The organism is Serratia sp. 3ACOL1, from assembly GCF_003668775.1.
Classification (GTDB): Bacteria; Pseudomonadota; Gammaproteobacteria; order Enterobacterales; family Enterobacteriaceae; genus Chania; species Chania fonticola.
Genome location: NZ_CP033055.1, coordinates 3,852,039 through 3,878,077, shown reverse-complemented (window position 1 = coordinate 3,878,077; position 26,039 = coordinate 3,852,039). Strand labels below are relative to the sequence as shown.

The 26,039-nt window shown below is 54.0% G+C and carries 21 protein-coding genes; 11 read left to right on the top strand and 10 right to left on the bottom strand.

Annotated features, from left to right (window positions below; translation table 11 throughout):
- Positions 1-66 precede the first annotated feature (66 nt).
- The gene (locus D9980_RS17465; protein WP_121607970.1) at positions 67-1,047 is read right to left on the bottom strand and encodes an MDR family oxidoreductase; all 981 of its coding nucleotides are present in this window, start codon (positions 1,045-1,047) and stop codon (positions 67-69) included.
- Positions 1,048-1,342: 295 nt separating this feature from the next.
- Between D9980_RS17465 and csrD the strand changes: the two genes are divergently transcribed.
- The 9 genes from csrD to tldD all read left to right on the top strand — a co-directional run bounded on the left by csrD (position 1,343) and on the right by tldD (position 14,724).
- Positions 1,343-3,274 carry an RNase E specificity factor CsrD gene (gene csrD, locus D9980_RS17460; protein WP_121607969.1) on the top strand — a complete coding sequence of 644 codons (1,932 nt, stop codon included), beginning with the start codon at positions 1,343-1,345 and terminating at the stop codon, positions 3,272-3,274.
- A 322-nt stretch (positions 3,275-3,596) separates the two neighbouring features.
- Entirely contained in the window at positions 3,597-4,640 is a 1,044-nt protein-coding gene (gene mreB / locus D9980_RS17455) for a rod shape-determining protein MreB (RefSeq protein ID WP_021180765.1), read from the top strand.
- A gap of 96 nt (positions 4,641-4,736) precedes the next feature.
- On the top strand, positions 4,737-5,729 hold the full coding sequence (gene mreC / locus D9980_RS17450) for a rod shape-determining protein MreC (RefSeq protein ID WP_024527964.1): 993 nt from the start codon (positions 4,737-4,739) through the stop codon (positions 5,727-5,729).
- Complete coding sequence (mreD, locus tag D9980_RS17445) at positions 5,726-6,214, top strand: rod shape-determining protein MreD (RefSeq protein WP_024483772.1); 489 nt, start codon at positions 5,726-5,728, stop codon at positions 6,212-6,214. Before mreC ends, mreD begins: the two co-directional genes overlap by 4 nt.
- A gap of 10 nt (positions 6,215-6,224) precedes the next feature.
- Positions 6,225-6,809, top strand: coding sequence for a nucleoside triphosphate pyrophosphatase (locus D9980_RS17440; protein WP_121607968.1), 585 nt, complete (start codon positions 6,225-6,227; stop codon positions 6,807-6,809).
- Positions 6,810-6,895: 86 nt separating this feature from the next.
- Positions 6,896-8,365: a ribonuclease G gene (gene rng, locus D9980_RS17435; RefSeq protein ID WP_021180761.1), complete on the top strand. Its 1,470-nt coding sequence runs from the start codon at positions 6,896-6,898 to the stop codon at positions 8,363-8,365.
- 239 nt (positions 8,366-8,604) lie between these two features.
- Positions 8,605-12,417, top strand: a complete 3,813-nt coding sequence (yhdP, locus tag D9980_RS17430) for an AsmA2 domain-containing protein YhdP (protein WP_121607967.1) — start codon at positions 8,605-8,607, stop codon at positions 12,415-12,417.
- A complete protein-coding gene (gene nit1, locus D9980_RS17425; RefSeq protein ID WP_024483769.1) occupies positions 12,414-13,271 on the top strand; it encodes a deaminated glutathione amidase in 858 nt (285 codons plus the stop codon). Before yhdP ends, nit1 begins: the two co-directional genes overlap by 4 nt.
- 7 nt (positions 13,272-13,278) lie before the next feature.
- Positions 13,279-14,724, top strand: coding sequence for a metalloprotease TldD (gene tldD / locus D9980_RS17420; RefSeq protein ID WP_121607966.1), 1,446 nt, complete (start codon positions 13,279-13,281; stop codon positions 14,722-14,724).
- An 84-nt stretch (positions 14,725-14,808) separates the two neighbouring features.
- Here tldD and D9980_RS17415 read toward each other — a convergent pair whose 3' ends face one another.
- A complete protein-coding gene (locus D9980_RS17415; RefSeq protein ID WP_121607965.1) occupies positions 14,809-15,267 on the bottom strand; it encodes a GNAT family N-acetyltransferase in 459 nt (152 codons plus the stop codon).
- Between the two features lie 225 nt (positions 15,268-15,492).
- On the opposite strand from D9980_RS17415, the gene D9980_RS17410 reads away from it, so the two are divergent.
- Positions 15,493-16,623 (top strand): RNA-guided endonuclease TnpB family protein, encoded by a 1,131-nt coding sequence (locus D9980_RS17410; RefSeq protein WP_121609044.1) that lies wholly within the window; start codon positions 15,493-15,495, stop codon positions 16,621-16,623.
- Between the two features lie 121 nt (positions 16,624-16,744).
- On the opposite strand, the gene D9980_RS17405 is transcribed toward D9980_RS17410, so the two are convergent.
- Both D9980_RS17405 and D9980_RS17400 read right to left on the bottom strand, forming a co-directional pair.
- Complete coding sequence (locus tag D9980_RS17405) at positions 16,745-18,079, bottom strand: MFS transporter (RefSeq protein WP_202913963.1); 1,335 nt, start codon at positions 18,077-18,079, stop codon at positions 16,745-16,747.
- A gap of 142 nt (positions 18,080-18,221) precedes the next feature.
- Positions 18,222-19,763 carry a class I adenylate-forming enzyme family protein gene (locus D9980_RS17400; protein ID WP_121607964.1) on the bottom strand — a complete coding sequence of 514 codons (1,542 nt, stop codon included), beginning with the start codon at positions 19,761-19,763 and terminating at the stop codon, positions 18,222-18,224.
- Positions 19,764-20,367: 604 nt separating this feature from the next.
- Here D9980_RS17400 and D9980_RS17395 point away from each other — a divergent pair.
- The gene (locus D9980_RS17395) at positions 20,368-21,405 is read left to right on the top strand and encodes a hypothetical protein (protein WP_121607963.1); all 1,038 of its coding nucleotides are present in this window, start codon (positions 20,368-20,370) and stop codon (positions 21,403-21,405) included.
- A 188-nt stretch (positions 21,406-21,593) separates the two neighbouring features.
- On the opposite strand, the gene D9980_RS17390 is transcribed toward D9980_RS17395, so the two are convergent.
- The 6 genes from D9980_RS17390 to D9980_RS17365 are packed head-to-tail and all read right to left on the bottom strand — an operon-like array spanning position 21,594 to position 26,038.
- Entirely contained in the window at positions 21,594-22,553 is a 960-nt protein-coding gene (locus tag D9980_RS17390; RefSeq protein ID WP_121607962.1) for a DUF523 and DUF1722 domain-containing protein, read from the bottom strand.
- 12 nt (positions 22,554-22,565) lie between these two features.
- The gene (locus D9980_RS17385; protein WP_121607961.1) at positions 22,566-23,096 is read right to left on the bottom strand and encodes a DUF3833 domain-containing protein; all 531 of its coding nucleotides are present in this window, start codon (positions 23,094-23,096) and stop codon (positions 22,566-22,568) included.
- Positions 23,093-23,602, bottom strand: a complete 510-nt coding sequence (locus tag D9980_RS17380) for a hypothetical protein (RefSeq protein ID WP_370454347.1) — start codon at positions 23,600-23,602, stop codon at positions 23,093-23,095. The genes D9980_RS17385 and D9980_RS17380 overlap by 4 nt, the downstream gene beginning before the upstream one ends.
- Positions 23,603-23,616: 14 nt before the next feature.
- On the bottom strand, positions 23,617-24,102 hold the full coding sequence (locus D9980_RS17375) for a DUF2878 domain-containing protein (protein ID WP_121607959.1): 486 nt from the start codon (positions 24,100-24,102) through the stop codon (positions 23,617-23,619).
- Complete coding sequence (locus D9980_RS17370) at positions 24,099-25,319, bottom strand: cyclopropane-fatty-acyl-phospholipid synthase family protein (protein WP_121607958.1); 1,221 nt, start codon at positions 25,317-25,319, stop codon at positions 24,099-24,101. Before D9980_RS17370 ends, D9980_RS17375 begins: the two co-directional genes overlap by 4 nt.
- A gap of 5 nt (positions 25,320-25,324) precedes the next feature.
- On the bottom strand, positions 25,325-26,038 hold the full coding sequence (locus D9980_RS17365) for a DUF1365 domain-containing protein (RefSeq protein WP_121607957.1): 714 nt from the start codon (positions 26,036-26,038) through the stop codon (positions 25,325-25,327).
- Position 26,039 lies beyond the last annotated feature (1 nt).

Below are 26,039 nucleotides of genomic sequence, written 5' to 3'. Positions count from 1 at the left end.
AGAGAGGTAAACAGGAGGTAATTTCTTGTGGGGAAAAAGCAGGCGCCGGATGCGGCGCCCCACAGATTATGAACGGATTTTTACCAGGGTGCGGCCAGTGATCTGATTGTTCATCAGCGCGGTAGCCGCGGCAGGCACGTCTTCCAGCTGAATTTCCTGGGTGGCTTGTTCATAGAAACTTTCTGGCAGAATACCGGCCAGACGTTCCCATGCGGTTTGGCGACGATGCAGCGGCGTGAGCACAGAATCAACGCCTTGCAGACGCACGTTACGCAAGATAAACGGCATCACGGTAGTCGGCAACTGGTAGCCTCCCGCCAAGCCGCAGGCGGCAACGGTGCCGTTGTAATTCATCTGCGCCAGCACGCGAGCCAGCAATTTGTCGCCGACGGTGTCGATGGCGCCGGCCCACAGCTGTTTCTCCAGCGGGCGCGGTGTTTCAATATACTCGCTGCGGGGCAGCACGGTTTTGGCACCGAGGGATTTCAGATAGTCGGTATTGCTGTCGCGCCCGCTGATGGCGGTGACGCTATAGCCAAGAGCGGACAGTAGGGCGACCGCCGTGCTGCCGACGCCGCCGCTGGCTCCGGTGACCAGAACGTCGCCGTCCTCCGGTTTCACTCCGCCTTCTTCCAGTGCCATCACGCACAGCATGGCGGTAAAACCGGCGGTGCCGAGGATCATCGCTTTGCGTTCACACAGCCCTTTTGGCAGTGGTACCAACCATTCGCCGCTAACGCGGGCTTGCTCGCCCAACCCGCCCCAGTGATTTTCGCCAACGCCCCAGCCGGTGAGCACTACGCTCTGGCCTGGTTTAAAACGCGGATCTTTGCTGCTGTGTACCAGGCCAGCAAAATCGATACCAGGCACCATTGGGAAGTGACGAATGATTTTCCCCGTGCCGGTGATCGCCAGGGCATCCTTATAGTTGAGGCTGGACCAGTTGACGTCGACCGTCACATCCCCCTCTGGCAACTGCTCACTATCAATATTCTTGACTTGTGCCAGGGTTTTTTCGCCAGCTTGCTCCAATAATAATACGCGCATGTCATTGTTCCCCGTTTTTTCATATATCATATGAATGTTTGGTTCAGTATTGTCTGACTATATGCATAATAAAAAAGCCTGTCCTGATAAAGGACAAAAAAAGAGTGCTTAATGGTTTTCTTCGTCGACCAGGCTTGATAGCTTTGTAAAGCTAACCTGATGCTTGGCAAAGAAATTGAAGTCGCTTCATGATTTTTAATATCAGGGTATTGCGTTGTTTTCAATCGAGCAGGAACGGGGCCTTGGCACATCAAAAGGTGGCTCTTCATTTTATCATCGCGCAGAAGGCACAGGGATGAGATTTACAACCAAACTCTCTGCTCTAATCACCCTGCTCGTCGCATTGGCTATGTTCTTGATGCTGATGGGGTGTTCATACAGTTTCTTTTACGTGACCCAGGAGCGCCTAGAGCGCCGTTTTGAAGCCTTGGCCACTTCCATCGATCAGGCAATGCTGCTTCAACCTCTGCAGGCTCAGGATAACTGGCTGCCCTTGGTGATGCGGCCGCTAGGCATCGTTGCGATTCATGTCGATACCGAAACCAGCAACCTTTTCTCCTACAGCCTGCCGACCATCAAAGCCCCTTGGGCATCGCTGGCTGGCTACCGCCAAACCTCGTTAAACATGATGCATCACCCCGGCACCCGGGTGAATGTCACCTACCTCGATCCGTTCGCCAGCGACGTGCGTTCATTGCAGTCCACGGCGGCGGTCACGCTGTCGATTGTCATCATGGTGGTGATCCTGCTGTTCAGTTTACGCTGGCTGCGTGAACAGGCAGTAGGTGAAGATCGCCTGGAGCGCCGAGCGCGGCGCATTCTCAACGGCGAGCGTGAACAGGTGCTGAAGGGAGACGTTCGCGAATGGCCCGCCAGCGTCAGCGGTGCGTTGGATCGCTTGCTGGCCGATTTGGCCGAAGCACGTGAGGAGCGTAGCCGGGTAGATACCCTGATCCGTGCTTTTGCCGCTCAGGATGCGAAAACCGGCCTCAATAACCGGCTGTTCTTTGATAACCAGCTCACTACTCAACTGGAAGATGTCGGATCACACGGCATCGTCATGATGGTGCGCCTGCCGGATTTCGATACCCTGCGTGAAATCCACGGCAATCCAGCGGTGCAGGAGCTGATGTATTCGTTGGTCAACCTGCTGTCCACTTTTGTCATGCGCTATCCTGCCGCCTTACTGGCCCGTTACTTCCACAGTGATTTTACCGTTCTGCTGCCACACCGCACGCTGAAAGAAGCGGACGGCATCGCGGCGCAGCTGGTCAACGCGATCGACTCCTTGCCCTCAACGGCGCTGATTGACCGTGAGGCGTTCTTGCATATTGGTATTGTGGCCTACCGTAGTGGGCAGACCACGGAAGAAATCATCGATTACGCCGAACAGGCGACCCGCCACGCCGTACTTCAAGGCGAAAACGGCTGGTACGTTTATGATAGCGATGTGCCAGAGAAGGGGCGCGGCAGCGTTAAATGGCGCACACTGCTTGAACAGGTGCTGGCCCGTGGCGGTCCTCGTCTATATCAAAAGCCGGCGGTGACGGTGGAAGGTGATGTGCATCACCGCGAAATCATGAGCCGGATTTATGATGGCGCACAGGAACTGTTGCCTGCCGAGTATATGCCGCTGGTCAATCAGCTTGGCTTGGCGGAAAGCTATGACCGCCAGCAGATGAATCGGATTATTCCTTTATTGGCACTGTGGCCGGAAGAGACGCTGGCGTTTCCACTATGCGTTGATTCATTATTGCAGCGCAGTTTTCAACGTTGGCTGCGCGATACCCTGTTACAGTGTGAAAAAAGTCACCGCAGGCGAATTCTGATTGAACTTGCAGAGGCAGATGTGTGTCAACATATCGACCGTTTGCGTCCGGTGCTGCGATTGCTGACCGGATTGGGCTGTCGTCTGGCGGTTTCTCAGGCCGGGTTGACGGTGGTGAGTACCTCTTATATCAAGTCGTTACCGGTGGAGATCGTCAAGCTTCACCCAGGGTTGGTACGGAGTATTGACCGGCGGGATGAGAATCAGCTGTTCGTACAGAGCCTGACCGGTGCCTGCGAAGGCACTCAAGCGAAGGTTTTTGCCGCCAGCGTGCGTACGCGCAACGAATGGCAGACGCTGAAAGAGCGCGGGATCCTAGGTGGGCAGGGGGACTTTTTCGCTTCGCCAGAGCCGATCGATATAGCTCGCAAAAAATATTCGCGTCGATATCGTGTTTAACCTGATGACCGGGCAAAAATTAACGTAGAATGGCCCGTCTTTTCCTGTGGGCGTCAGTAGGTGCTTACCACCGGTGACAATCAGGAAAAATGTTAGATTTTATGAGCTGTGTTACTGCCGTTTGGTACGTTGATTTGGTGGCTAGCTGAGCCTTTGTTGAGGGATATCAGGCCCCATTCGCTTTCCGTGCATTCGGTCACAAATAACGCAGACTAATTTTCACCGAAGTAGGACGTTTTTGCGCCTTGTCGCTGCTTCGTGTGGTTGGTAAAGTAGGCGGATTTTATTTTCCGCCCCCAGCTTGCAGGATTATCCTTTCGTTATGTTTAAGAAATTTCGTGGCATGTTTTCTAATGACTTGTCCATCGACTTGGGTACCGCCAATACCCTGATTTATGTTAAAGGACAAGGCATTGTACTGAATGAACCGTCGGTGGTTGCCATTCGTCAGGATCGTGCCGGCTCACCCAAGAGCGTTGCGGCCGTAGGTCATGACGCCAAGCAAATGCTGGGGCGTACGCCTGGCAATATCGCTGCTATTCGCCCAATGAAAGACGGCGTGATCGCCGACTTCTTTGTCACCGAAAAAATGCTGCAGCATTTCATCAAGCAGGTTCACAGCAACAGCTTTATGCGCCCTAGCCCGCGCGTACTGGTTTGCGTACCTGTTGGTGCCACCCAGGTTGAACGCCGTGCGATCCGTGAGTCCGCTCAGGGTGCAGGCGCGCGTGAAGTCTTCCTGATTGAAGAGCCTATGGCTGCGGCGATCGGTGCGGGTCTGCCAGTATCGGAAGCCACTGGCTCCATGGTGGTTGATATCGGTGGTGGTACCACTGAAGTGGCGGTGATCTCGCTTAACGGCGTGGTGTACTCCTCTTCCGTACGTATCGGCGGCGACCGCTTTGACGAAGCCATCATTAATTACGTGCGCCGTAACTACGGTTCACTGATCGGTGAAGCTACTGCAGAACGTATCAAGCACGGCATCGGCTCGGCCTATCCGGATGACGAAGTGCGTGAAATTGAAGTGCGTGGCCGTAACCTGGCAGAAGGTGTGCCGCGTGGTTTCACCATGAACTCCAATGAAATTCTCGAAGCTTTGCAGGAACCTCTGACCGGCATCGTCAGCGCGGTCATGGTTGCGCTGGAACAGTGCCCGCCGGAACTGGCTTCCGACATCTCCGAACGCGGTATGGTGCTGACCGGTGGTGGCGCATTGCTGCGTAACCTGGATCGCCTGCTGATGGAAGAGACCGGTATCCCGGTCGTGGTGGCTGAAGATCCTCTCACCTGTGTGGCTCGCGGTGGTGGCAAGGCGTTGGAAATGATCGACATGCATGGCGGCGATTTGTTCAGCGAAGAATAGTGAGCAGCCCCAGAATGGAGGGATCGTAGCGGATGACGGCATTAACCTGGCATCTGGTGCGTTCCTCTTTCTGTTGTCGAGGAACGTGCATAATTTATGAAGCCGATTTTTAGCAGGGGGCCTTCCCTGCAACTACGACTTTTCCTGGCAGTGATCGTGGCGATTGCACTGATCGTTGCCGACAGCCGGCTCGGTACGTTCGTTAAAATACGAAACTACATGGACACCGCCGTCAGCCCTTTTTACTTCTTGGCTAATGGGCCGCGTAAAGTTTTGGACAGCGTATCGGAAACGCTGGCTACCCGCCAACAGCTAGAGCTGGAAAATCGTGCTCTGCGGCAGGAACTGTTACTCAAAAACAGCGATAATCTTCTTCTTGGCCAATTCAAACAGGAAAATGCCCGTTTGCGTGAGCTGCTGGGCTCGCCGTTGCGCCAGGACGAACACAAAATGGTCACTCAGGTGATCTCCACCGGTTCAGACCCCTATAGCGATCAAGTAGTGATTGATAAAGGGTCGGACAACGGGGTTTATGAAGGCCAGCCGGTTATCAGTGATAAAGGCGTGGTCGGGCAGGTGGTGGCGGTGGCTAAAATGACCAGCCGCGTCCTGCTGATCTGTGATGCTTCCCATGCATTGCCGATCCAGGTATTGCGCAATGATATCCGGGTGATTGCCGCAGGCAGTGGCTGTACGGATGATCTGCAGCTGGAACATTTGCCGGGCAATACCGATATCCGCGTCGGGGATGTGTTGGTCACCTCCGGTTTGGGCGGGCGCTTCCCGGAAGGGTATCCGGTAGCTGTGGTGTCCTCGGTAAAAGTGGATAACCAACGCGCCTATACCGTGATCCAGGCGCGGCCAACCGCTGGTCTGCAACGCTTGCGCTATCTGTTGTTACTATGGGGCGCCGATCGCAACGGCACCATGCCGCTGCCGCCGGAAGAAGTCCATCGCGTTGCCAATGAACGCCTGATGCAGATGATGCCGCAGGTATTGCCACCGGCTGATGCCATGGGCCCACCGGCTCCGCTGCCCGCTCCCGCTACCGGTACCGTTCAGCCGCCACCGGTGGGGACAACCCGATGAATCGCTATCGCAGCAACGGGCGCTGGATTATCTGGCTGTCATTCCTGGTGGCATTAGTGCTGCAAATCATGCCGTGGCCGGAGCAAATCTACATGTTTCGGCCATCCTGGCTGCTGCTGATCCTCACTTACTGGGTGATGGCGTTACCCCATCGGGTTAACGTCGGCACCGGCTTTATCCTGGGGCTGATTATGGATTTGATCCTGGGTTCCACGCTCGGCGTACGTGCGCTGGCCATGGGCATCATCGCCTATCTCGTCGCGTTCAAATTCCAATTATTCCGCAATATGGCACTGTGGCAGCAAGCGCTGATCGTTGTGCTGCTATCATTGGCCATGGACGTGGTGGTGTTCTGGGCGGAGTTTTTAGTGATCAACGTCTCTTTCCGCCCCGAGGTGTTCTGGAGTAGTGTGGTCAACGGCGTGCTTTGGCCGTGGTTATTCCTGCTGATGCGTAAGATCCGCCGTCAGTTTGCCGTACAATGAGGTTATAACGATGTTTTCGCTCTATCTTGCTTCCGGTTCCCCCCGTCGTCATGAACTGCTGACTCTGCTCGGCGTACCGTTCGAAGTCATTCTGACGCATACTGAAGAGCAGCGGCAGGAAGGGGAGGCGGCGGAAAATTACGTTCGCCGTCTGGCGCAGGATAAGGCCAGGGCGGGTGTATCCCTGGCGCAACAGGATTGGCCCGTGCTGGGGGCAGATACTATCGTGGTGTTGAACGGCCAGGTGTTGGAAAAACCGCGGGATGAAGAGCATGCGGCGCAGATGCTGGCAGCCTTGTCCGGGAAACAGCATCAGGTGATGACCGCCGTGGCGATCGCCGATAAACAGGGCGTTTTATGCCAGATGGTGGTCACCGACGTGACCTTCCGCAACCTGTCACCACAGGATATCTGCGACTATATCGCCACGGGCGAACCGATGGATAAAGCGGGCGCTTACGGAATTCAAGGCAAGGGTGGTTGTTTCGTCAGAACGATAACCGGAAGTTATCATGCGGTGATGGGGTTGCCGCTGGTCGAAACACATGAGCTGCTCAGTCATTTTGTCGCATTACGAGAGGTAAGAACCGGTTGATGCCACCACTAGATTTCCCGTCGCCGCCATAGCGTGAGCACAGGAAAGATAAGGGGCAGGCGCTACACCGGCTCTGAGGAGAAAGCATGACAGCTGAGCTACTGGTAAATATTACGCCGTCGGAAACGCGGGTTGCCTATATTGACGGCGGCATTCTGCAAGAGATCCATATTGAGCGCGAAGCCAAGCGTGGCATCGTGGGCAATATCTACAAAGGGCGTGTCAGCCGCGTGTTACCCGGCATGCAGGCGGCCTTTGTCGATATTGGCCTGGATAAAGCGGCCTTCCTGCACGCCTCCGATATCATGCCGCACACCGAGTGTGTTGCCGGTGATGAACAAAAGAATTTCTCCGTGCGTGATATCGCCGAACTGGTACGTCAGGGGCAGGACCTGATGGTTCAGGTGGTAAAAGATCCGCTTGGCACCAAGGGCGCACGCCTCACTACCGATATCACTCTACCTTCGCGCTACCTGGTCTTTATGCCGGGCGCAGCACACGTGGGGGTTTCCCAACGCATTGAAAGCGAAGCCGAACGCGAGCGTCTTAAGCGCGCCGTGGCGGGATATTGCGACGATCTGGGCGGCTTTATCATCCGCACCGCGGCGGAAGGGATCGGCGAAGAAGAGCTGGCGCAGGATGCCGCCTTCCTCAAGCGCTTGTGGACCAAGGTCATGGAGCGCAAAAAGCGTAACCAGACCAAGTACAAACTGTATGGCGAGCTGGCGTTGGCGCACCGTATCCTGCGCGACTTTGCCGGGGCGGCGCTGGATCGTATCCGCGTCGATTCACGCCTGACGCATGACCAACTGGTGGAATTTACCGGCGAGTACATCCCGGATATCACCAATAAGCTGGAGCTGTATACCGGCAGCCAGCCGATCTTCGATCTGTACGACGTCGAGAACGAGATCCAACGTGCGCTGGAGCGCAAGGTTGAATTGAAGTCCGGCGGTTACCTGATCATCGATCAAACCGAAGCCATGACCACCGTGGATATCAACACCGGGGCCTTTGTTGGCCACCGCAATCTTGATGAGACCATCTTCAATACCAACATCGAAGCGACGCAGGCCATTGCCCGCCAGCTGCGGCTGCGCAACCTGGGTGGCATCATCATCATTGATTTCATCGATATGAACAATGATGAACACCGCCGCCGGGTATTGCACTCGTTGGAGCTGGCGCTGAGTAAAGATCGGGTAAAAACCACGATCAACGGTTTCTCTCAGCTAGGCTTAGTGGAGATGACGCGTAAACGCACGCGTGAAAGTATTGAGCATGTGCTGTGTAACGACTGCCCGACCTGCCAAGGGCGCGGAACGGTGAAAACGGTGGAAACGGTCTGCTATGAGATTATGCGTGAGATCGTGCGCGTGCATCATGCTTATGATTCCGATCGTTTCCTGGTCTATGCATCTGCGGCCGTAGGTGAAGCGCTGAAAAGTGAAGAGTCACACGCGCTGGCGGAAGTGGAAATCTTCGTTGGCAAACAGGTCAAGGTGCAGATCGAACCGTTATACAGCCAGGAACAGTTTGACGTTGTGATGATGTAATACCCCTCACCCCAACCCTCTCCCATGGGGAGAGGGAGCTGTTAGTTCCTGCTCTTTGGGAGGTAAAGAAGTCATCTAGGCAACCGTGATCGGCCCCGCATCCAAGGTGGCTCATCCGGTGCTCATGAAGGATCACAATACTTTCAGCCTAACTCGATCGGTCCCCTCTCCCTGTGGGAGAGGGTTAGGGTGAGGGGCACAAGCGTTAGGTTATATATTTGGTCATTAAGGAGAAATGCGTGAGGCGACTGCCCGGGATCCTGTTAGCCACAGGCGCCATTTTGATAGTTGTTGTGGCGTTGCTGATCAGCGGGTTGCGTCTGGTGCTGCCTGAGCTTAACCACTATCGCCCGCAATTGCTGGAGAAGGTGCAGGCGATCGCCGGGGTGCCCGTCGAAGCCGACTATGTCCAGGGCAGTTGGGAAACCTTTGGCCCAACGCTGGAAGCCCGCAACATCCGTTTGGCCTTGCCAAAAAGCACGATCCAGATCGAGCGGGTCACGCTGGCGCTGGACGTGTGGCAATCCCTGCTGCATTGGCGCTGGCAGTTCCGCGATCTCACCTTCTATCAACTGCAGCTCGATCTTAACACGACGCTCGGGGGTGAAGGCAGTAATGGAAATGGCCTTACCCCGAACGGGGTCAGCGATCTGTTCCTGTATCAATTGGATCACTTTGATCTGCGCAACAGCCGCCTCTCGTTCCTTACCCCATCAGGCTCGCGTGCTGAATTCCACATCCCGCAAATGACCTGGCTCAACAGCCAAAACCGCCACCGCGCAGAAGGTCAAATCAGCCTGACCAGTCTGAATGGCCAGCACGGTGCGGTCCAGCTACGCCTGGATCTGCGGGATGAGCAGGGGTTGCTCAACACCGGCACCATTTATATGCAGGCCGATGAGATCGACATGAAGCCCTGGTTCAGCCGCTGGCTGCAAACCAATACCGGTCTCGAAAGCGCCGATTTCAGCCTGGCTGCCTGGCTCAATATCAAGAATGGTGCAATCTACAGCGGTAATGCCCTGCTTAATAAAGGCACCGCCAGTTGGTCGGCGGGTGGCGATCAACACCGGCTGGACGTCGATAATCTGGCGCTGGCACTGAGCCGTGAGGGCAACGGCTGGCAGGTGCATGTGCCAGCCCTGAACCTGAAAACCGATGGCCAAGCCTGGGCACCGGGAACCCTTACTGCGCTGTGGTTGCCGGAAAATACCCAATTTATCGGGCCAAACCAGAGTGAAGAACTCCGTATCCGTGCCACCGGCATCCAGTTGGAACGGTTGGAAGCGTTGCTGCCTACCTTCTCGTTCCTCAGCCCGGAAGTGCTGGAGCACTGGAAAGACTTACAACCTAGCGGCATGCTCAGGGCGCTGGCGCTGGATATCCCACTGCAACAGCCGGAAAAAACCCGTTTTCAGGCGTGGTGGCAGGATCTGAGCTGGCAACATTGGAAACTGTTGCCGGGCGTCGATCACTTTTCCGGCGCGTTAACCGGGGGCGTGGAAAACGGCCGTCTGACGCTGGGGCTGAACAACAGCACGCTGCCTTATGGCGATATGTTCCGGGCACCGTTGGAGATCGGCCGTGCAAGCGGGGCGTTGACCTGGCAAAACAACGCTCAAGGCTGGCAATTGGCAAGCCAAAGTCTGGATGTACAGGCCAAATCCCTGTGGATTAACGGTGATTTCCGCTATCAGCAACCGGCCAACGGCGAGCCTTGGCTGGATATTCTGGCTGGCATCCGTTTGTATGATGCCGCCGATGCCTGGCGTTATTTCCCTGAACCGCTGATGGGTAAACATTTGGTGGATTACCTCAGCGAAGCGATCCAGGGTGGGCAGGTTGATAATGCTTCCCTGATTTATGCGGGCGATCCACAGCACTTCCCGTATGAGAAGAACGAAGGGCAGTTTCAGGTGTTTGTCCCACTACGCCACGCTACCTTCCAGTTCCAGCCGGAATGGCCAGCGCTGGACGATCTGGCGATCGACCTCGACTTTGCCAACAATGGCCTGTGGATGAATGCGCCGCAAACCAAACTGGGCAATGCGACGGGCAGAAACATTAGCGCCGTCATTCCGGACTATAGCAAACAACGCCTGTTGATTGATGCCGACGTTGCGGGGACCGGGCAAGCTATCCACGACTATTTCATGCAGACCCCACTGGATGACTCTGTCGGGGCGGCATTAGATGAGCTGCAGGTGGGTGGCAATGTAAGTGGGCGCTTACATCTGAATATTCCGTTGGACGGTGAGCTGGTTAACGCCAGCGGTGAAGTGACGCTGAATAACAACTCGCTGTTGGTCAAGCCGCTGGAGAGCCAGCTAGAGAGAGTGAGCGGCAAGTTCCGTTTCGACAACGGCAACCTGCAGAGCGATACCCTGACGGCCAACTGGTTTGGGCAGCCGCTGACGGTCAACTTCGATACGCTGGAAGGCAAACAGGATTATAAGGTTAACGTTGGGCTGAAAGGCGATTGGCAACCGGCCAAGGTTGAAGGCCTGCCGCCAGAGTTTGCCAAAAAGCTGGCAGGCAGCGCGGCCTGGCAGGGTAAAGTGGCGATCAACCTGCCGCATAAAGGCGAGCCGAACTATGAGATTGGTGTGAATGCCGATCTGAAAAAAGTAAGCAGTCACTTACCTTCTCCCCTGAATAAAGCCGCAGGGGAAGCGTTACCGGTTAGCGTAAAAGTGAATGGCGGCCTGCAAGGATTTATGCTCAATGGCAGTGCGGGCAAGCAAAACCACTTCAACAGCGAATGGCTGCTGGCCAAACAGCAGGTGACGCTGGCACGTGCCGCCTGGCAAACCGGTGGTTCCGCTACCCCAACGTTACCCAAAGATAAATCCCTGGTGCTCAATCTTCCCGCGCTGGATGGCGAGCAATGGCTGGGGCTATTGGCACCGGCGATGAAGCAAAGCAGTGGTGCAGGCAAGGTGGGCAACTTTGTGTTCCCAACCAGCGTAACGCTCGAAACCCCACAGCTGACGCTGGGCGGACAGGCGTGGCATAACCTTCAGCTGGCGGTCGTGCAGCAGTTGGCGGGAACGACCGTTACCGCCAAGGGTAAAGAGATTGATGGTAGCCTGTCGATGCCGGATAAGGGCGTGTGGCGCGCGGATCTCGGCTATCTTTACTACAACCCGCAGTTTGCCAGCGGCGACGGCAGTGCTGGCGGAACCAACCCGTTGGACTCGAAGGAGCGGATCTCGTTCCAGGATTGGCCTTCGCTGATGTTGCGTTGTAAATCCTGCTGGATGATGGGGCAGAATCTTGGCACGGTGGAGGCCGATCTCAAACGTGAGGGTGACTCGCTGGTGCTAAGCCATGGCTTAGTGGACACTGGCTATGGCCGTATGAGCGCCACCGGCCTGTGGAAACAGAACGCTCAGGAAGAGCGCAGTGCGTTAAAGGGCAAACTGCTGGGTAGCAAAATCGATCGTACCGCCAGTTTCTTCGGCGTGATCATTCCATTAAAAGACGCACCCTACGATATCGATTTTGATCTGCACTGGCATGGGCAGCCATGGAAACCGCAGATCAACACGCTCAATGGCACCATGAAGGTCGATCTGGGCAAAGGCGAGATTGATAACGTCGGTGGTGGCCGGGCTGGGCAGTTGTTACGCCTGGTCAGCTTTGATGCCCTGCTGCGTAAATTACAGTTCGACTTCCGTGATACTTTCGGTAATGGATTTTACTTTGACTCCATACGCGGCACTATCTGGGCGAAAGATGGCATAATGCATACAGATAACTTTTTGGTGGATGGGCTGGCGGCGGATATCGCCATGAGCGGCCAGATCGACCTGGTGAAACGCCAGATTGATATGCAGGCCGTGATAGCGCCAGAGATCTCGGCGACGGTTGGCGTGGCGACCGCGTTTGTGATCAACCCGATTGTGGGGGCGGCGGTGTTTGCGGCCTCGAAAGTGCTGGGGCCGTTGTGGAGCAAGATCTCGTTTATCCGCTATGACATTACCGGTAGCCTGGACCACCCAAGTATTCATGAGGTGTTGCGTAAGCCAAAAGAGGATAAATCGCCATGAAAAATGCTAACGTTGCGTTATTACAGCTGTGTAGCGGTGAGCAGATACGGGACAACCTGGCCCAGATTGAGCAGCAGATCAAGCAGCTCAATCCCGGGATAAAACTGGTGATGACTCCGGAGAACGCCTTACTGTTTGCCAACTCGGCCGCCTACCGTGAACATGCGGAAACGGAAGGTCACGGGCCGCTGCAGCAGGCGGTGCGTGATATGGCTCGCCGTTATGGGGTATGGTTGCTGGTTGGCTCTATGCCATTGATCAGCCGCGAAGATCCGACACGCATCACCACCAGCAGCCTGCTGTTTGACGATCAGGGCGAAATCCGTGGCCGTTACGACAAACTGCACATGTTCGACGTGGATATCAATGATATCCATGCCCATTACCGCGAGTCGGATACCTATCAGCATGGCCAGCAATTAACGGTGGTTGATACGCCGGTTGGCCGCTTGGGCATGACGATATGCTACGACCTGCGCTTCCCTGGCCTGTATCAGGCGCTGCGCGCGCAAGGTGCGGAACTGATCTCGGTGCCCGCCGCATTTACCCGCGTGACCGGTGAGGCACACTGGGAGATTTTGCTGCGTGCCCGCGCTATCGAGAACCAGTGTGTGATCCTGGCTCCTGCGCAGGTAGGCCGTCACGGGGCCACCCGCCGCACCTGGGGACATTCCATGGTGGTAGACAGCTGGGGCAATGTGCTGGCAGAAAACCCCGACGCGGTCTCCGCGCTGAAAGTGCGCGTGGATACCGGCAAGTTGCATACCATCCGCAAACAGATGCCGGTGATGCAGCACAACCGATTCCAGCCGACGCTGATTGCGCCGGTTGAAAACTCCTCCAATAAAGAGTGAAAAAATTATGAGCCTGTCGTTTGTCAGTGAGCAGTTACTCGCTGTGAATAAGCTGAGTCATCAAGACCTGTTCTCCGTATTGGGTCAACTGGCCGAACGCCGCCTCGATTACGCCGACCTCTATTTTCAGTCCAGCTACCACGAAGCCTGGGTGATTGAGGACGGCATCATTAAAGATGGCTCGTACAATATCGACCAGGGCGTTGGCGTGCGCGCGGTCAGCGGTGAAAAGACCGGCTTTGCCTATGCGGACCAAATCACCCTGAACGCCCTGAACCAAAGTGCTCAGGCTGCTCGCAGCATTGTGCGTGACAGCGGCAATGGCAAAGTCCATACGCTGGGTGAGATCGGCTATCAGGCGCTGTATCCTTTACTCGATCCGCTGCAAAGCCTGCCGCGGGAAGAGAAGATCGCGCTGTTGCACCGGGTAGACAAGGTCGCGCGTGCTGCAGACAAGCGCGTGCAGGAAGTGACGGCCAGCATCACCGGCGTATATGAGCAGATATTGGTTGCGGCAACGGATGGCACTCTGGCGGCGGATGTTCGCCCGCTGGTGCGCTTCTCCGTCAGCGTGCTGGTGGAAGAAGACGGCAAGCGTGAGCGCGGAGCCAGCGGTGGTGGTGGCCGTTTTGGCTATGACTACTTCCTGGAAGTGGTGGATGGTGAAGTACGTGCCGATGCTTTTGCCAAAGAAGCGGTGCGTATGGCGCTGGTCAACCTCTCTGCCGTGGCGGCTCCTGCGGGTACCATGCCTGTGGTACTAGGCGCGGGTTGGCCGGGCGTGTTGTTGCATGAAGCTGTCGGTCACGGGCTGGAAGGCGACTTCAACCGCCGTGGCACTTCAGTATTCAGTGGCCAGATGGGTCAACTGGTGGCTTCTGAACTGTGCACCGTGGTGGATGATGGCACCTTGCAAGGCCGCCGTGGTTCACTGGCGATCGATGACGAAGGTGTGCCTGGCCAATACAACGTGCTGATTGAGAACGGCATCCTGAAAGGCTATATGCAAGATAAGCTCAACGCACGGCTGATGGGCGTAGCGCCTACCGGCAACGGCCGCCGCGAGTCTTATGCTCACCTGCCAATGCCGCGTATGACCAACACCTACATGCTGGCGGGCAAGTCGACGCCAGAAGATATTATCGCCAGCGTAGAATATGGCCTGTATGCGCCGAACTTTGGCGGTGGTCAGGTCGATATCACCTCCGGGAAATTTGTCTTCTCTACCTCTGAAGCCTATCTGATCGAAAATGGCCGCGTCACCAAACCGGTGAAGGGTGCCACGTTGATCGGTTCAGGTATTGAGGCGATGCAGCAGATTTCGATGGTGGGCAACGATCTGGCGCTGGATAAGGGCGTGGGTGTGTGCGGTAAAGAAGGGCAGAGCCTGCCTGTAGGGGTTGGCCAACCTACGCTGAAGCTGGATTCACTCACCGTGGGTGGCACGGCGTAATAAGCGCGGTTTAATGTATCAAGCCCTGACCCTCGCGGGTTGGGGCCAAAGCTAATTTGTGAAACCGGATAAGACCAGCCAGGATTACGTGTCTGTATACTCCATATCCTGATGGGGTATGCCATCCTCAAGGTATTCGCCGGATAACGTTTTGAAACCGAATCCTTCATAGAATTTGACGAGGTGAGACTGTGCTGAGAGCTTTATCGCCTTGCCCGGTTCATAACCGTGGATTAAGGACATCGTTTTTTCCATCAGCCTGACACCCAACTTCTGACCCCTGACGGAATCATCAACAATCACTCGCGTGATTTTGGCCGCATCCGGAGAATCATCCACATGCAGCACTCTCGCGTAGGCGACAAGCTTAGCGTCGCTGTATCCGGCAACGTGAAGGCTGCTATTAAGCAGATCCTGTCCATCAATATCCTGAAACGGGCACGTCTGCTCTACGACAAACACCGCCATGCGCAGCGCCAGAATATCATGCAACTGCTGCGCGCTGAGGCTGCAGCCCTTCAATGCTTTCCAGCTTATTTCCATCTTTAACCCTTACTTTGTTTGTTAACCATGAAATTACGGCCCTGCTGGCATTAACACGTCCGGCTGATGACGGCCAGAATGGTAATGGTGAAACAGCTAGTCATTCAGTCATCATCATCAGATTGCCTCCGGGAAACCTGGGCCTTTAGGCCGGGGAGGAAAGGAGGCAGTTTTCAAGCTAACTTCTTTTTGTCTTTTCACTATAACTCCTGTAATTTTGTACATATGAAACGCGCCTACAAATATCGGTTTTATCCAACACAGGATCAGATTGAGTTTTTAGCTCACACCTTCGGCTGTGTGCGTTTTGTCTACAATTCAGTTCTCCGCTGGCGAACTGATGCGTACCGCGAACGACAGGAGAAGATCGGCTACATTCAGGCCAATGCCCGACTAACCGCCCTAAAAAAAGAGCCTGAATTTACCTGGCTGAATGATGTTTCCTGCGTCCCGTTACAGCAGACTCTTCGCCACCAACAGACCGCCTTTTCTAACTTCTTTGCGGGGCGTGCCAGGTACCCAACATTCAAAAGCAAACACCACAAACAATCTGCTGAATTTACGGCGAGTGCCTTTAAATACCGTAACGGCACGCTGTACATGGCTAAAAGCACAACGCCACTCCATGTTCGCTGGAGTCGTGAACTCCCCTCGACACCTTCAACCGTCACCATTTCCAAAGACGCATCAGGTCGATATTTCGTGTCCTGTTTGTGCGAATTTGAATCAAAATCACTGCCTGTTACCGCAAAAATGACGGGCATTGATATGGGTTTAAAAGATTTGTTCGTCACAGATAGCGGATTTAAAACCGGCAATCCCCGCCACACGGCGAAGTACGCGAAACGTTTAGCGTTGTTACAGCGCCGATTGAGCAAGAAGCAAAAAGGTTCAAGGAACCGTGCTAAAGCAAGATTAAAAGTCGCAAAGCTCCACGCTAAAATTGCTGATTGCCGAATGGACAGCCTGCATAAGTTGTCCCGCAAACTGATAAACGAGAACCAAGTTGTTTGCGTTGAATCCCTGAAAGTGAAAAACATGCTCCGTAATCCCAAACTGTCGAAAGCGATATCCGATGCCGGATGGAGTGAATTTGTGCGGCAGCTACAGTACAAGGCGAAATGGTCTGGACGTTCTGTTGTTGCCATAGATCAGTTTTTCCCGTCCTCAAAACGCTGTAGCTGTTGCGGCTTCACCATGGAAAAAATGCCTCTTGATGTTCGTCACTGGCACTGCCCTGAGTGCGGTGCTGACCATGATCGAGATATCAACGCGGCGCGTAATATCAAAGCTGCCGGGCTGGCAGTGTTAGCCCACGGAGAGCCTGTAAATCCTGAATCGCAGCACGCGGCTTAGGTTCGGCTCTGTGAAGTGGGAATTCTCGCCCTTTAGGGCGGGAAGCAGTCAATGTTACCTTACTTCTGTGCGGCGGTGCACCATGGCACCGCGTTTAGGCTTTATTTCTCAATCACGCTATTCATTGCTGCCGGGGGCATTGATTGGCCGGTTTATCTTTGCTGCCTGCGGGTTGTTTCACCCGTGCAGCCCCGATAATGGCAAGGGTTTGCAGCACGATGGCAAACCACAGGCCTGCGCTAGGTGACCCCGTTCTATCCTCGAGGAGACCGAACACATAAGGCCCGAAGAACCCACCGGTAATGCCAAGGCAAGCCAGTAATCCCAGCCCGCCAGCGAGCATAGGGCCGCTCATCAGCGTGGCCGGGTAGGTAAAGATGATGGATTGCACGACGAAGAACATCGAGGCACCGATACAGAAGCCGATCAGCCCTAATACTGGGCCACCCAGCACGCCAATCAGGAAACCGACGGCCATCGACATAAAGCCGGACACCAGCATGACGCGTGAGCGGGAGGCGGTATTGGCATATTTAGGCAGGAAGAAACCGCCTAAGGCTGCCGCGATCCACGGAATGGCGGTTAACAGGCCGAGCATCAGGGTGCTCATTTTGCCGTAGCTGTTGATAATGCTTGGCAGGAAATAGGTCAGGCTGTAGACCGAAATCTGATGGGTGAAATAAATCGCCACGATCAGCATGAAGGTCTTATTGGTAAACGCCGTTTTAAAGGAAAACTTCTGGTTCTTATCCACCCCGACCGGTTGCTCTGCGGCCAGCTTGTTTTCAATATACTCAATGTCGGTTTGGGTCAGCCATTTGGCATCGCGTGGTTTATTGGGCAGAACGGCATACACATAAAACGCCAGCAGCACCGCCGGGAGCCCTTCCACGATAAACATCCATTGCCAGCCGTGCAGTCCACCCAGGCCATCCAGCATCAGCAATGCGCCGCCCAATGGCGCCCCGACAATATTGGCGATACAGACACCGAGCAGGAACATGCCGACGGCTCTGGCACGGTCTTCACGACCAAACCAGTAGGTAAGATACAGGATGATACCGGGGTACAATCCAGCTTCTGCTGCCCCTAGTAACAGGCGCATAACATAGAAAGAGGTGGGACCGGTGACGAAGGCCATACCTGCGGAAATCACCCCCCAGGTGAACATGATGCGGGTGATCCAGAAGCGGGCCCCGACCCGTGCCATGATCAGGTTGCTGGGGATCTCCATGGTGGAATAGGTCAGAAAGAATAGACCGGCTCCCAACCCATAGGCGGTCGCGGAAAGCCCAAGATCGATGGACATCGAGGCGCGGGCAATGCCGATATTGGTTCTATCGATAAAGCTGATGATATAAACAATGATCAGTAATGGCATCAGGTGTTTATATATTTTTGCATTCGTTATTGCCGCCTGGCTTTTCGATGCAATATCTAACGGCCGGTTTGACATGATAAGGCTCCTCCTCGTAATGAGGCGATTAAACAGGGTAGAGCTGTTCTGTATTATTATTAGAGGTACAGGTGCTCTATTGTTTTAATGGTTGCGCTTCACGTTTCCTGACGTTGGCGCGTTTATTGGAAACCGCTTGTTTTCATATTGGCGGTGTCAATTTTTGTCGTAAAGCTAATTTATCTATTTTGCCATTGGCATTTTTCGGTAATTCTGCCGCAAAGACGATCTTTGAGGGTATTTTAAATTTGGCAATTTTATTGGAGAGCCAATGAGTAATATTATCGCTCACCAAGGGTTTATTCCGGTGTGCCACAATAAAAGCGACGGCTTCTTCTCCGTAGATTTCGCTGCTGCTGGGAACTATGGCAATTTCCTTGACGCCAGGGTAATTCGAGATCAGGTTTTCCACTTCAATGCAGTATATTTTTTCACCGCCGCGGTTGATCATGTCCTTGCTGCGATCTTTGATATACAGATAGTTATCCTGATCGAGGCAGGCGATATCGCCAGTGTAGAACCAGCCGTCGTGGAAGAACTGCTGATTGGCCGCCGGGTTCTTCCAGTACTGGCTCATCACCACCGGCCCTTTCAGCCATAGATGACCAATCTCACCGGCAGCAAGCACCTGGTGATTATCGTCGCGAATTTGGCAACTCAGGCCGGGGATGGGTAAGCCAGAACTGCCTATCTTATCGCTGCTGCGCACATCGACCGGGAAAATGCTGGCCGGTGAAGAGGTTTCTGTCAGCCCATAGATCGGCCTGATTTCCGTAGTGGGGAATAACTGCGCGAGCCTTTCGATAATGCCCACGTTCAAATGCCCGGCACCGCAAGCGATCATCCGCAAGCTGGCGTAGCTCGCCGCCTGTGGGTACTTTTCCGCTTCCTGCAACAGTAGGATAAACACTGTTGGTGAACCATGCAGGAAGGTAATGTTATGGCTGCTGACGGTTTTTAAAATCTCTTCTGCATTGAATCTTTGCTGCAAATGTAACGTACCGCCAAGGTGAATAAACAGGCAGAGCAGAGCCGATAGGCCGGTAATATGGCAGATAGGGATCGGCAGGATGGCGCTGTCTTGTTCGGTTAACTTGAGAGCCTGTTGGTAAGCCGTGACAGCCGCAATAAAGTTACCGTGAGTGAGCGCTGCTCCTTTCGGGGAGCCAGTGGTGCCGGAAGTATAAATAATCGCAGCAATGTCATCCGCTACGATGGCGGCAGGCTCTACGGGGTGGATCACCTTTTGGTCATCTGCATTACTGAGCATCAGTTGCCAATCGGCCAGCGACACCACATGGCTTTGTTTCACGGGGTCCAGCGTCGCCATCCACGGCTGACTGTTGGGATCGTAAAAAACCGCCTTGGCATTAACACTGGACAGGATGATATGGCTGTCTTGCGATTTTAACTTGGTGCTTAACGGCACCACGATAATACCCAGCGCCATTGCCGCATAAAACAGCGAGCAGAATTCAGGCCGGTTACCCAGGGCCAAGACGATCACATCGCCTTTGACGAGGTTAAAACTTTCTTTCAGGCAGGCGGAAGATAAATTAACGTTATGATTTAACTGATTATAACTGTATTTATGGCCTTCAAAGAACAGGGCGGTATGCTCAGCTCGGCGGTTAACGCTCTGCTGTAAACTCTGATAGAGGTGTGTGATTTTTGCCTGCTGCATAGGTTGCCCCTTCACCGACATTTACTGATGGTGGTGAGTATAGGGAAAGGCAACGGTGCAAGAATGCGCAAAATTTCACATCTTTCTTCGGCAAACAGGGCTGACGCTTTGTATAAAATGCCAACCCGGGGAGGGCAAAAAAATCGATGTTATGACGTGCTGGTTAGCAAATGTTATCGAAAATGATAAAAATTATGATGAAAAAGGTGAGTTACGGGTTTTGCTTTTATGCAGATGCATAAAAACAGGGGGCGGATGACGCTCGGGCTAATCAGATACGTCGCCACGTCAGCCAGAGTTACGGGCGAAAGAGGAAGGGCAGAGTCGGTTAGCGGGCGTTGGCCAACCGACACTGAAGCTGGATTCACTTACCGTGGGTGGCACGGCGTAATAAGCGCGGTTTACTGTATCAAGCCCTGACCCTTGGAGGGGTGGGGCCAAAGCTAATAGCCTAATGTGATCGTCAACTAAGAGCGAAGAGCGGTCGTTATCACTTACTATGCAGTTTAAATGCCAATGCCCTAAGCGGTGTTAATTGGTAATCGTTTCAAATATCCGCTACCCTTGCGTTACAAGCGTTAACATTCAAATAAGAATATCTACAATGAAAAAGAAAAATAGAGATCCTGAAAAATTTGACACACTTGAGTTGTTTTCATCGCTTTCATTGAAACATCATTATAGTGTTAATGATCCGTTAGCATTAAATGCTTTCATATCGAGAATTAAAAAATCTCTTGAAGGTTCTTTTAAAAATAAAACGTTAGCTTATGGGAAAAGAACTGAAGCTCTTTTTGCTTACGTTGTTGGAGCATTAGGAGAAGTTCAATTTCTTAAGCAAGAGGATTCTGGAGAGCTTTTTTTTGGGGGGGAGGACATACAGGCCCCTGATTATAGATTGATATTGAATAATCAAGAAAAAATTCTTGTGGAGGTGAAGAATTGCCATAATAAATCCCCAGACCAAAAATTTAAACTGAAGAAAGATTATATTACAAAACTTCAAAAATATGCTGATATAAATGGGCTTCCGCTAAAAATTGCCATCTATTTTTCAGGATGGAAAATGTGGTGCCTTGTTCCTTTAGATGTCTTCAAAGAAAAAGATGATGGCTATCTAATTGATTATAAAACAGCTGGTATTTACTCTCAAATGGATATGTTAGGTGATGCATTCATATTTATGCACAAGACTAATATTGAATTGCATTTGTATACGGATGACCCAAGGTCTGTTATAGCTATCGGTAAGTTAGAAGGTGAAATAACCTGGGATATAGAGGCTTTTCGGATATTTTCCGATGGGGTTGAAATTGTAAATAAAAAAGAGAAGATTGTTTCTTTTTATTTGATGATACATGGAAAATGGAAAAGAACATTAATGGAAGAGATGATTGAGAATAACATTGCAATTGGTTTGAAAATAACCTGCCTAAGTAATTTTGGACCGGTGAATAACTGTGGGCCATATAGCCGGATAATATCATCTGTTTTTAATCAATTCACAACTGATAAAAATGGAGATATATCTAATCTCGGTTTGGATATTGACCCTATATTGTTTAGTATTTTTGCTCCCAAAAACTATAAAAGTGAAATACTTCCAATTATACGACTTCACATTTCCCTTGAATCGCGATAGCTATTGCCATTGACCTGCTCCTCTAATTCTACATAGTACAATGTTAGCAACGTCCGCTCCTGGCACGGAGCAGACTATCAAAACTAGATTAGCGTTAGTGGGGGGGGGTAACCTGGTTAGATCCCCCCTGAGCCTGCTCATACCTATGGCCGAAAAACGCGAGCAGTTCGGCCACAAATCATACGCACTTAATTAACCGCCAGCCGCAAAGCCAAATTATGCGGATAGGGGTCAAAGTATTTTTGCGTCAGCAGGTAGGTGTCTGGGTATTCGCCTAGGTAATGCTTCAGCAGTGTTAGCGGTGCGAGTATAGGCAGCAGCCCCTCGCGATAGTGGAGGATCACGTTATTCAGCTCGCCGCGCTGACGCGGGTTCAGTTGGTTACGAAAATACCCCTGAATATGCATCAGCACGTTGGTGTGGTTCTTGCGCGAGGCGGGCTTTCTCAATATCGTCATCAGTTTTTCGCGATAAGCCACGAAGAATGCATCCAGGTCTTCCCACTCGTGCAACGAGGCGACAAACGGTCCAATTTCTCGGTAGCCTGCTTGGTGGTGCGCCAGCAGCTGGAGTTTGTACCGGCTGTGGAAGTCCAGCAGCGCATGGCGGGTCAGGCCGTTGGCCTTCAGGGTGTTCAACTCGTGCAGGGCGAAGATGCGCTCGACAAAGTTTTCCCGTAGCACCGGGTCGTGCAGGCGGCCATCTTCTTCGACCGGTAACCACGGGTATTTCTCCAGCAGCGCCCTGGTAAAGACGCCCACGCCCTCTTTACGCCCGCGATTGCCTTTTTCATCGTACAACCGTACGCGTTCCATACCGCAGCTCGGCGATTTGGCGCAGACGATAAAGCCCGACAGTTCGTCCAGACGTGAGAGATAGGAATCCGTGAATTCGGCCATTTTCTCCGTCATATCGTCGTGAGGAGCTTGGCTGAAGTGCAGCCGGAAATTCCCTTCGGTGGTCTGAACCAGGCGCAGTGCCGGACGGGGAGAGGGCAGGCCGATGGCCATCTCTGGGCAGATGGGTTTGAAGGTCACCCACTGTGCCAGCCCGTCCATGACAAAGCTCATGCGTTTATGTCCGCCGTCAAACCGCACGGTCGAGCCGGTTAAACATCCGCTGATCCCAATGACGGGTTGCTTATTCATGTCGCGATCCTCTTACCGTTCTTTTCGGGTGAAGAAAAGCGTCACCTGACCGACAGTGATGCCGAATTTCTTCATCTCTGTTTTATTAAAAAGATGCGTGTCATCCTGCAGGTACATCCAGTCATCAAAGTGAAGCAGCCAGGTACTGCCATTGGCTTTCACGTTCATGCTGTAACGCCAGTTAAAGGCGTTGCCTTCCGCCACGCCACTGGCCACACCTTCAATATCGCCTGCGGTGCCCTCGTAGCGATTGGTACCGACGCGCCGGATATGCCACACCCGTTGCTGCTTCTCGCCATCGTCATAGACAAAGTGTTCATTTAGCGTCAGCGTGTCGCCGATGACGTTGCCAGTGATTTCCACGTGGAAGCGGCGCAGCTGTTTTCCGCTGCGGTCCTGTACCATGCCCCATGCCTCGGTTTTTCCCTGGAAGTAGTGGAAGATATCGAGCGGCGGTTGTTGATGCCGATAGTCGCTGATGTCTGTGCTACAACCCACCAGAAGCATCATCAATGCCAGGCCAAGTGTCAGAATGCGTTTCATTTCTCACCTCCGATCAACTGCTGACGTAGTTCGGGATATTGCGTGCGTGGATCGAGCCAGATGGCCAGAAAGTTGGTACTGAAGGCTGCAGACTGGCTGGGGCCGAGCGGGGTAAAGCTTTTTTCTGCCGCCGAGGCGCGATACCAGAACTGCCCCTGCTTACCCTTGAGAACAAAGGTGAGCTGCGAGCCCGGCGTGACGTCCGGCCAGAGTGACTGGAGCATGCGCAGCCAGGCTTCGCTCTGTGGTTCGCGCTCCAGGATACCCTGCGCCTGCCACTGGTCACGGGTGGCTTCGACCAGTTGGTCGCGATCGATGTCGCGTTTGTAGGTAATAATCAGCGCCTGATCCTGCTCCGGCCCGTGATACCGACCATCCGGCGTGCTCAGTTGGGAGGTATAAACGGTAAACGGCCCCCATGTCAGGCTGGCATCACCCACTTTGCGCCAGCTTAACCAGTCGGCGGCATGGGCGACGGGCGAGATGGCCGCCAACCACAGCAACATCAGTAAAGAGGCTCTCAATGTCGCCTCCCCGTCAGAATATGGAACAACAGCATCAGAACCAGCCAACCCAGTGCCATCCAACTGACGACGATAAAGGTCGGCTCCCGGAAAGTCATGGCACCCAGACGTTCGCCAATCACATACGCTACGGGACCGCCAGCGGTTGCCAGCAAAGCCAACATCCACCGCGGCAGCGTGGTCGTGAGGGTCAAGTGGGTCCAGACGGTAGCGAACATCAGCCACAGCGCCATCATCCACACGGGCAACAGCGCGTCACTGTTAAAGCCGATCAGCCCCGTCAGCACCCAGAGAGCATCCAGACTGCAGCCCGCCGCGGCCAGCAGCAGGGCGTAAACACGGTGTGCAGGCGACAGCATCAGACAGGCCAGGATCGCCAGGGCGAGCCACAGGAACAGGCCGCGTTCGCGAAACAGCACTACCAGAGTCCAGTAGAGATCGAACGCGAGAGCCATCAGCACGACCTGCACAGAGCGGTTCATACGCGCTCTGCGGTCAGTTGCACCACGCTGATGGTGCGTGCGTTAAAACCGGCTTCGCAGTAGCCAAAGTAGTACAGCCACATACGGCGGAACCTTTCATCGAAACCGAGCTTTTCAATGTCCTGCCAGGCGTGCAGAAAACGTTGCCGCCAGTGCGTCAGCGTGCGGGCATAGTCTGGCCCCATATCGAACAGATTACGGACGACAAAATCGGTGTGACGCGTCATCAGTTCACTCATTGCCGTGATGCTCGGTAGGAACCCGCCGGGGAAGATGTAACGCTGGATAAAATCGACGCTTTTGCTGTAGTCGTGGTAGCGCTGATCCTGAATGGTGATGGCCTGAATCGCCATTCTGCCGCCCGGGCGCAGGCGCGCCTGACAGGTGCGGAAGAAATCCGGCAGGTAGCGTTTACCCACGGCTTCAATCATCTCAACTGATACCAGTTTGTCGAATTCTCCGGTCAGGTCGCGGTAGTCGCACAGCAGAACCTGAACTCTGTCCTGCAATCCAGCGCGGGCAATCCGCTCTGTAGCCCAGATGTACTGCTCCCGCGACAGCGTCGTGGTAGTGACGCGGCAACCGTAGTGACGGGCGGCGTATTCCGCCATTGCCCCCCAGCCAGTGCCGATTTCCAGCAGGTGATCGCCTGCGGTCAGCGCCAGTTGTTCGCACAGGCGTTCCATTTTTGCCTGCTGGGCTTGGGAGAGAGCCTGGTCGTCGGCAGTGAACAGCGCGCTGGAGTAGAGCAGATCTTCATCGAGAAAGTGCGCATAGAATTCGTTACCCAGATCGTAATGGGCGGAGATGTTTTCCCGCGCCTGTTTGCGGTAATTACGCCGCGTCCAGTGGCGAAGCCGCTCCATGGGATTGCCCAGCAGGTGAAAACCACTTTCCAGCCTTCCCAGCACCTTGCCGTTGAGGGCCAGGATCTGCAAAAGCGGGGTTAACTGATGCGTCTCCCACTCACCCTCCATCCAGGATTCGGCCGCGGCGAGGCTGCCGCCGGTGAGCAGACGCCAGTAAACACCCGGCGCGAGGATCTGCACTTCAGCACGCAGCGCGGAAGATTCATCGCCAAAATGGAGGGTCTGCTGTCCTTCACGCACGGTGAGCGAGCCCTCGCGGATACCGCTCAGCAAACGAAAGAGTAGCCAGCGTGCGATACGGGCGTTACGAGGGATATCGGATTCAAGCGCAAAGGCAGGATCGGTCATGAGCGCTAACTCCTTCTAACGGGATGGTTGTACAACGGCACGCGTTTAAGCCACAGCCGTAACGCTTGCCAGTAAATCGCCAGGACGGTTTTCAGGGTCATCAGCGGTATGCGCAGCAATATCGATCTCAGGGTCGCGCGCGTTAGGTGCTCACGGCGAAGCGCGAGCGTGGCGTCGAACACCTTCGACTCCTGATGATTTTCGATATGCATATGCAGCGTTTTACCGGGGGCGTTGAAGCGCCAGTGATAGACCATATCCATCGGATTAAACGGGGAGACATGGAAGGCTTTCGGCTGCGGGCGAGCCGCCTGGCCATCCACTGCATAGTAATGGCGCTCGTTCCACGGGGTATTGCGCACTTCGGCCAGTACCCAGCGCAGGATGCCCGTATTGTCATAACAGTAATAGAGATTGATCGGATTAAAATGGAAGCCGAAATAACGAAGCTGGGTCAGGAGCATGACGCGGCCATCGGGACGTTCCCCGGTCAGGGTTTGCAGCCTGTCGAGGGCGTTCTCTTTCAGCGGTGTGCCGAGTGGGTAATCCGCATCATGGAAGGCGGCAGCGGCAAAGCGATTACGGCGGATCCCCGCCGACGGCAGCGCATCCAGCTCGTCCAGATCGATCCAGGCCATAAACACGTTATAGCGAAAATGGTGTGATTTCGGCTGGAAGCGACGATGGCGTAACACTCCATGGTAAAGGCAGCTGTTCATC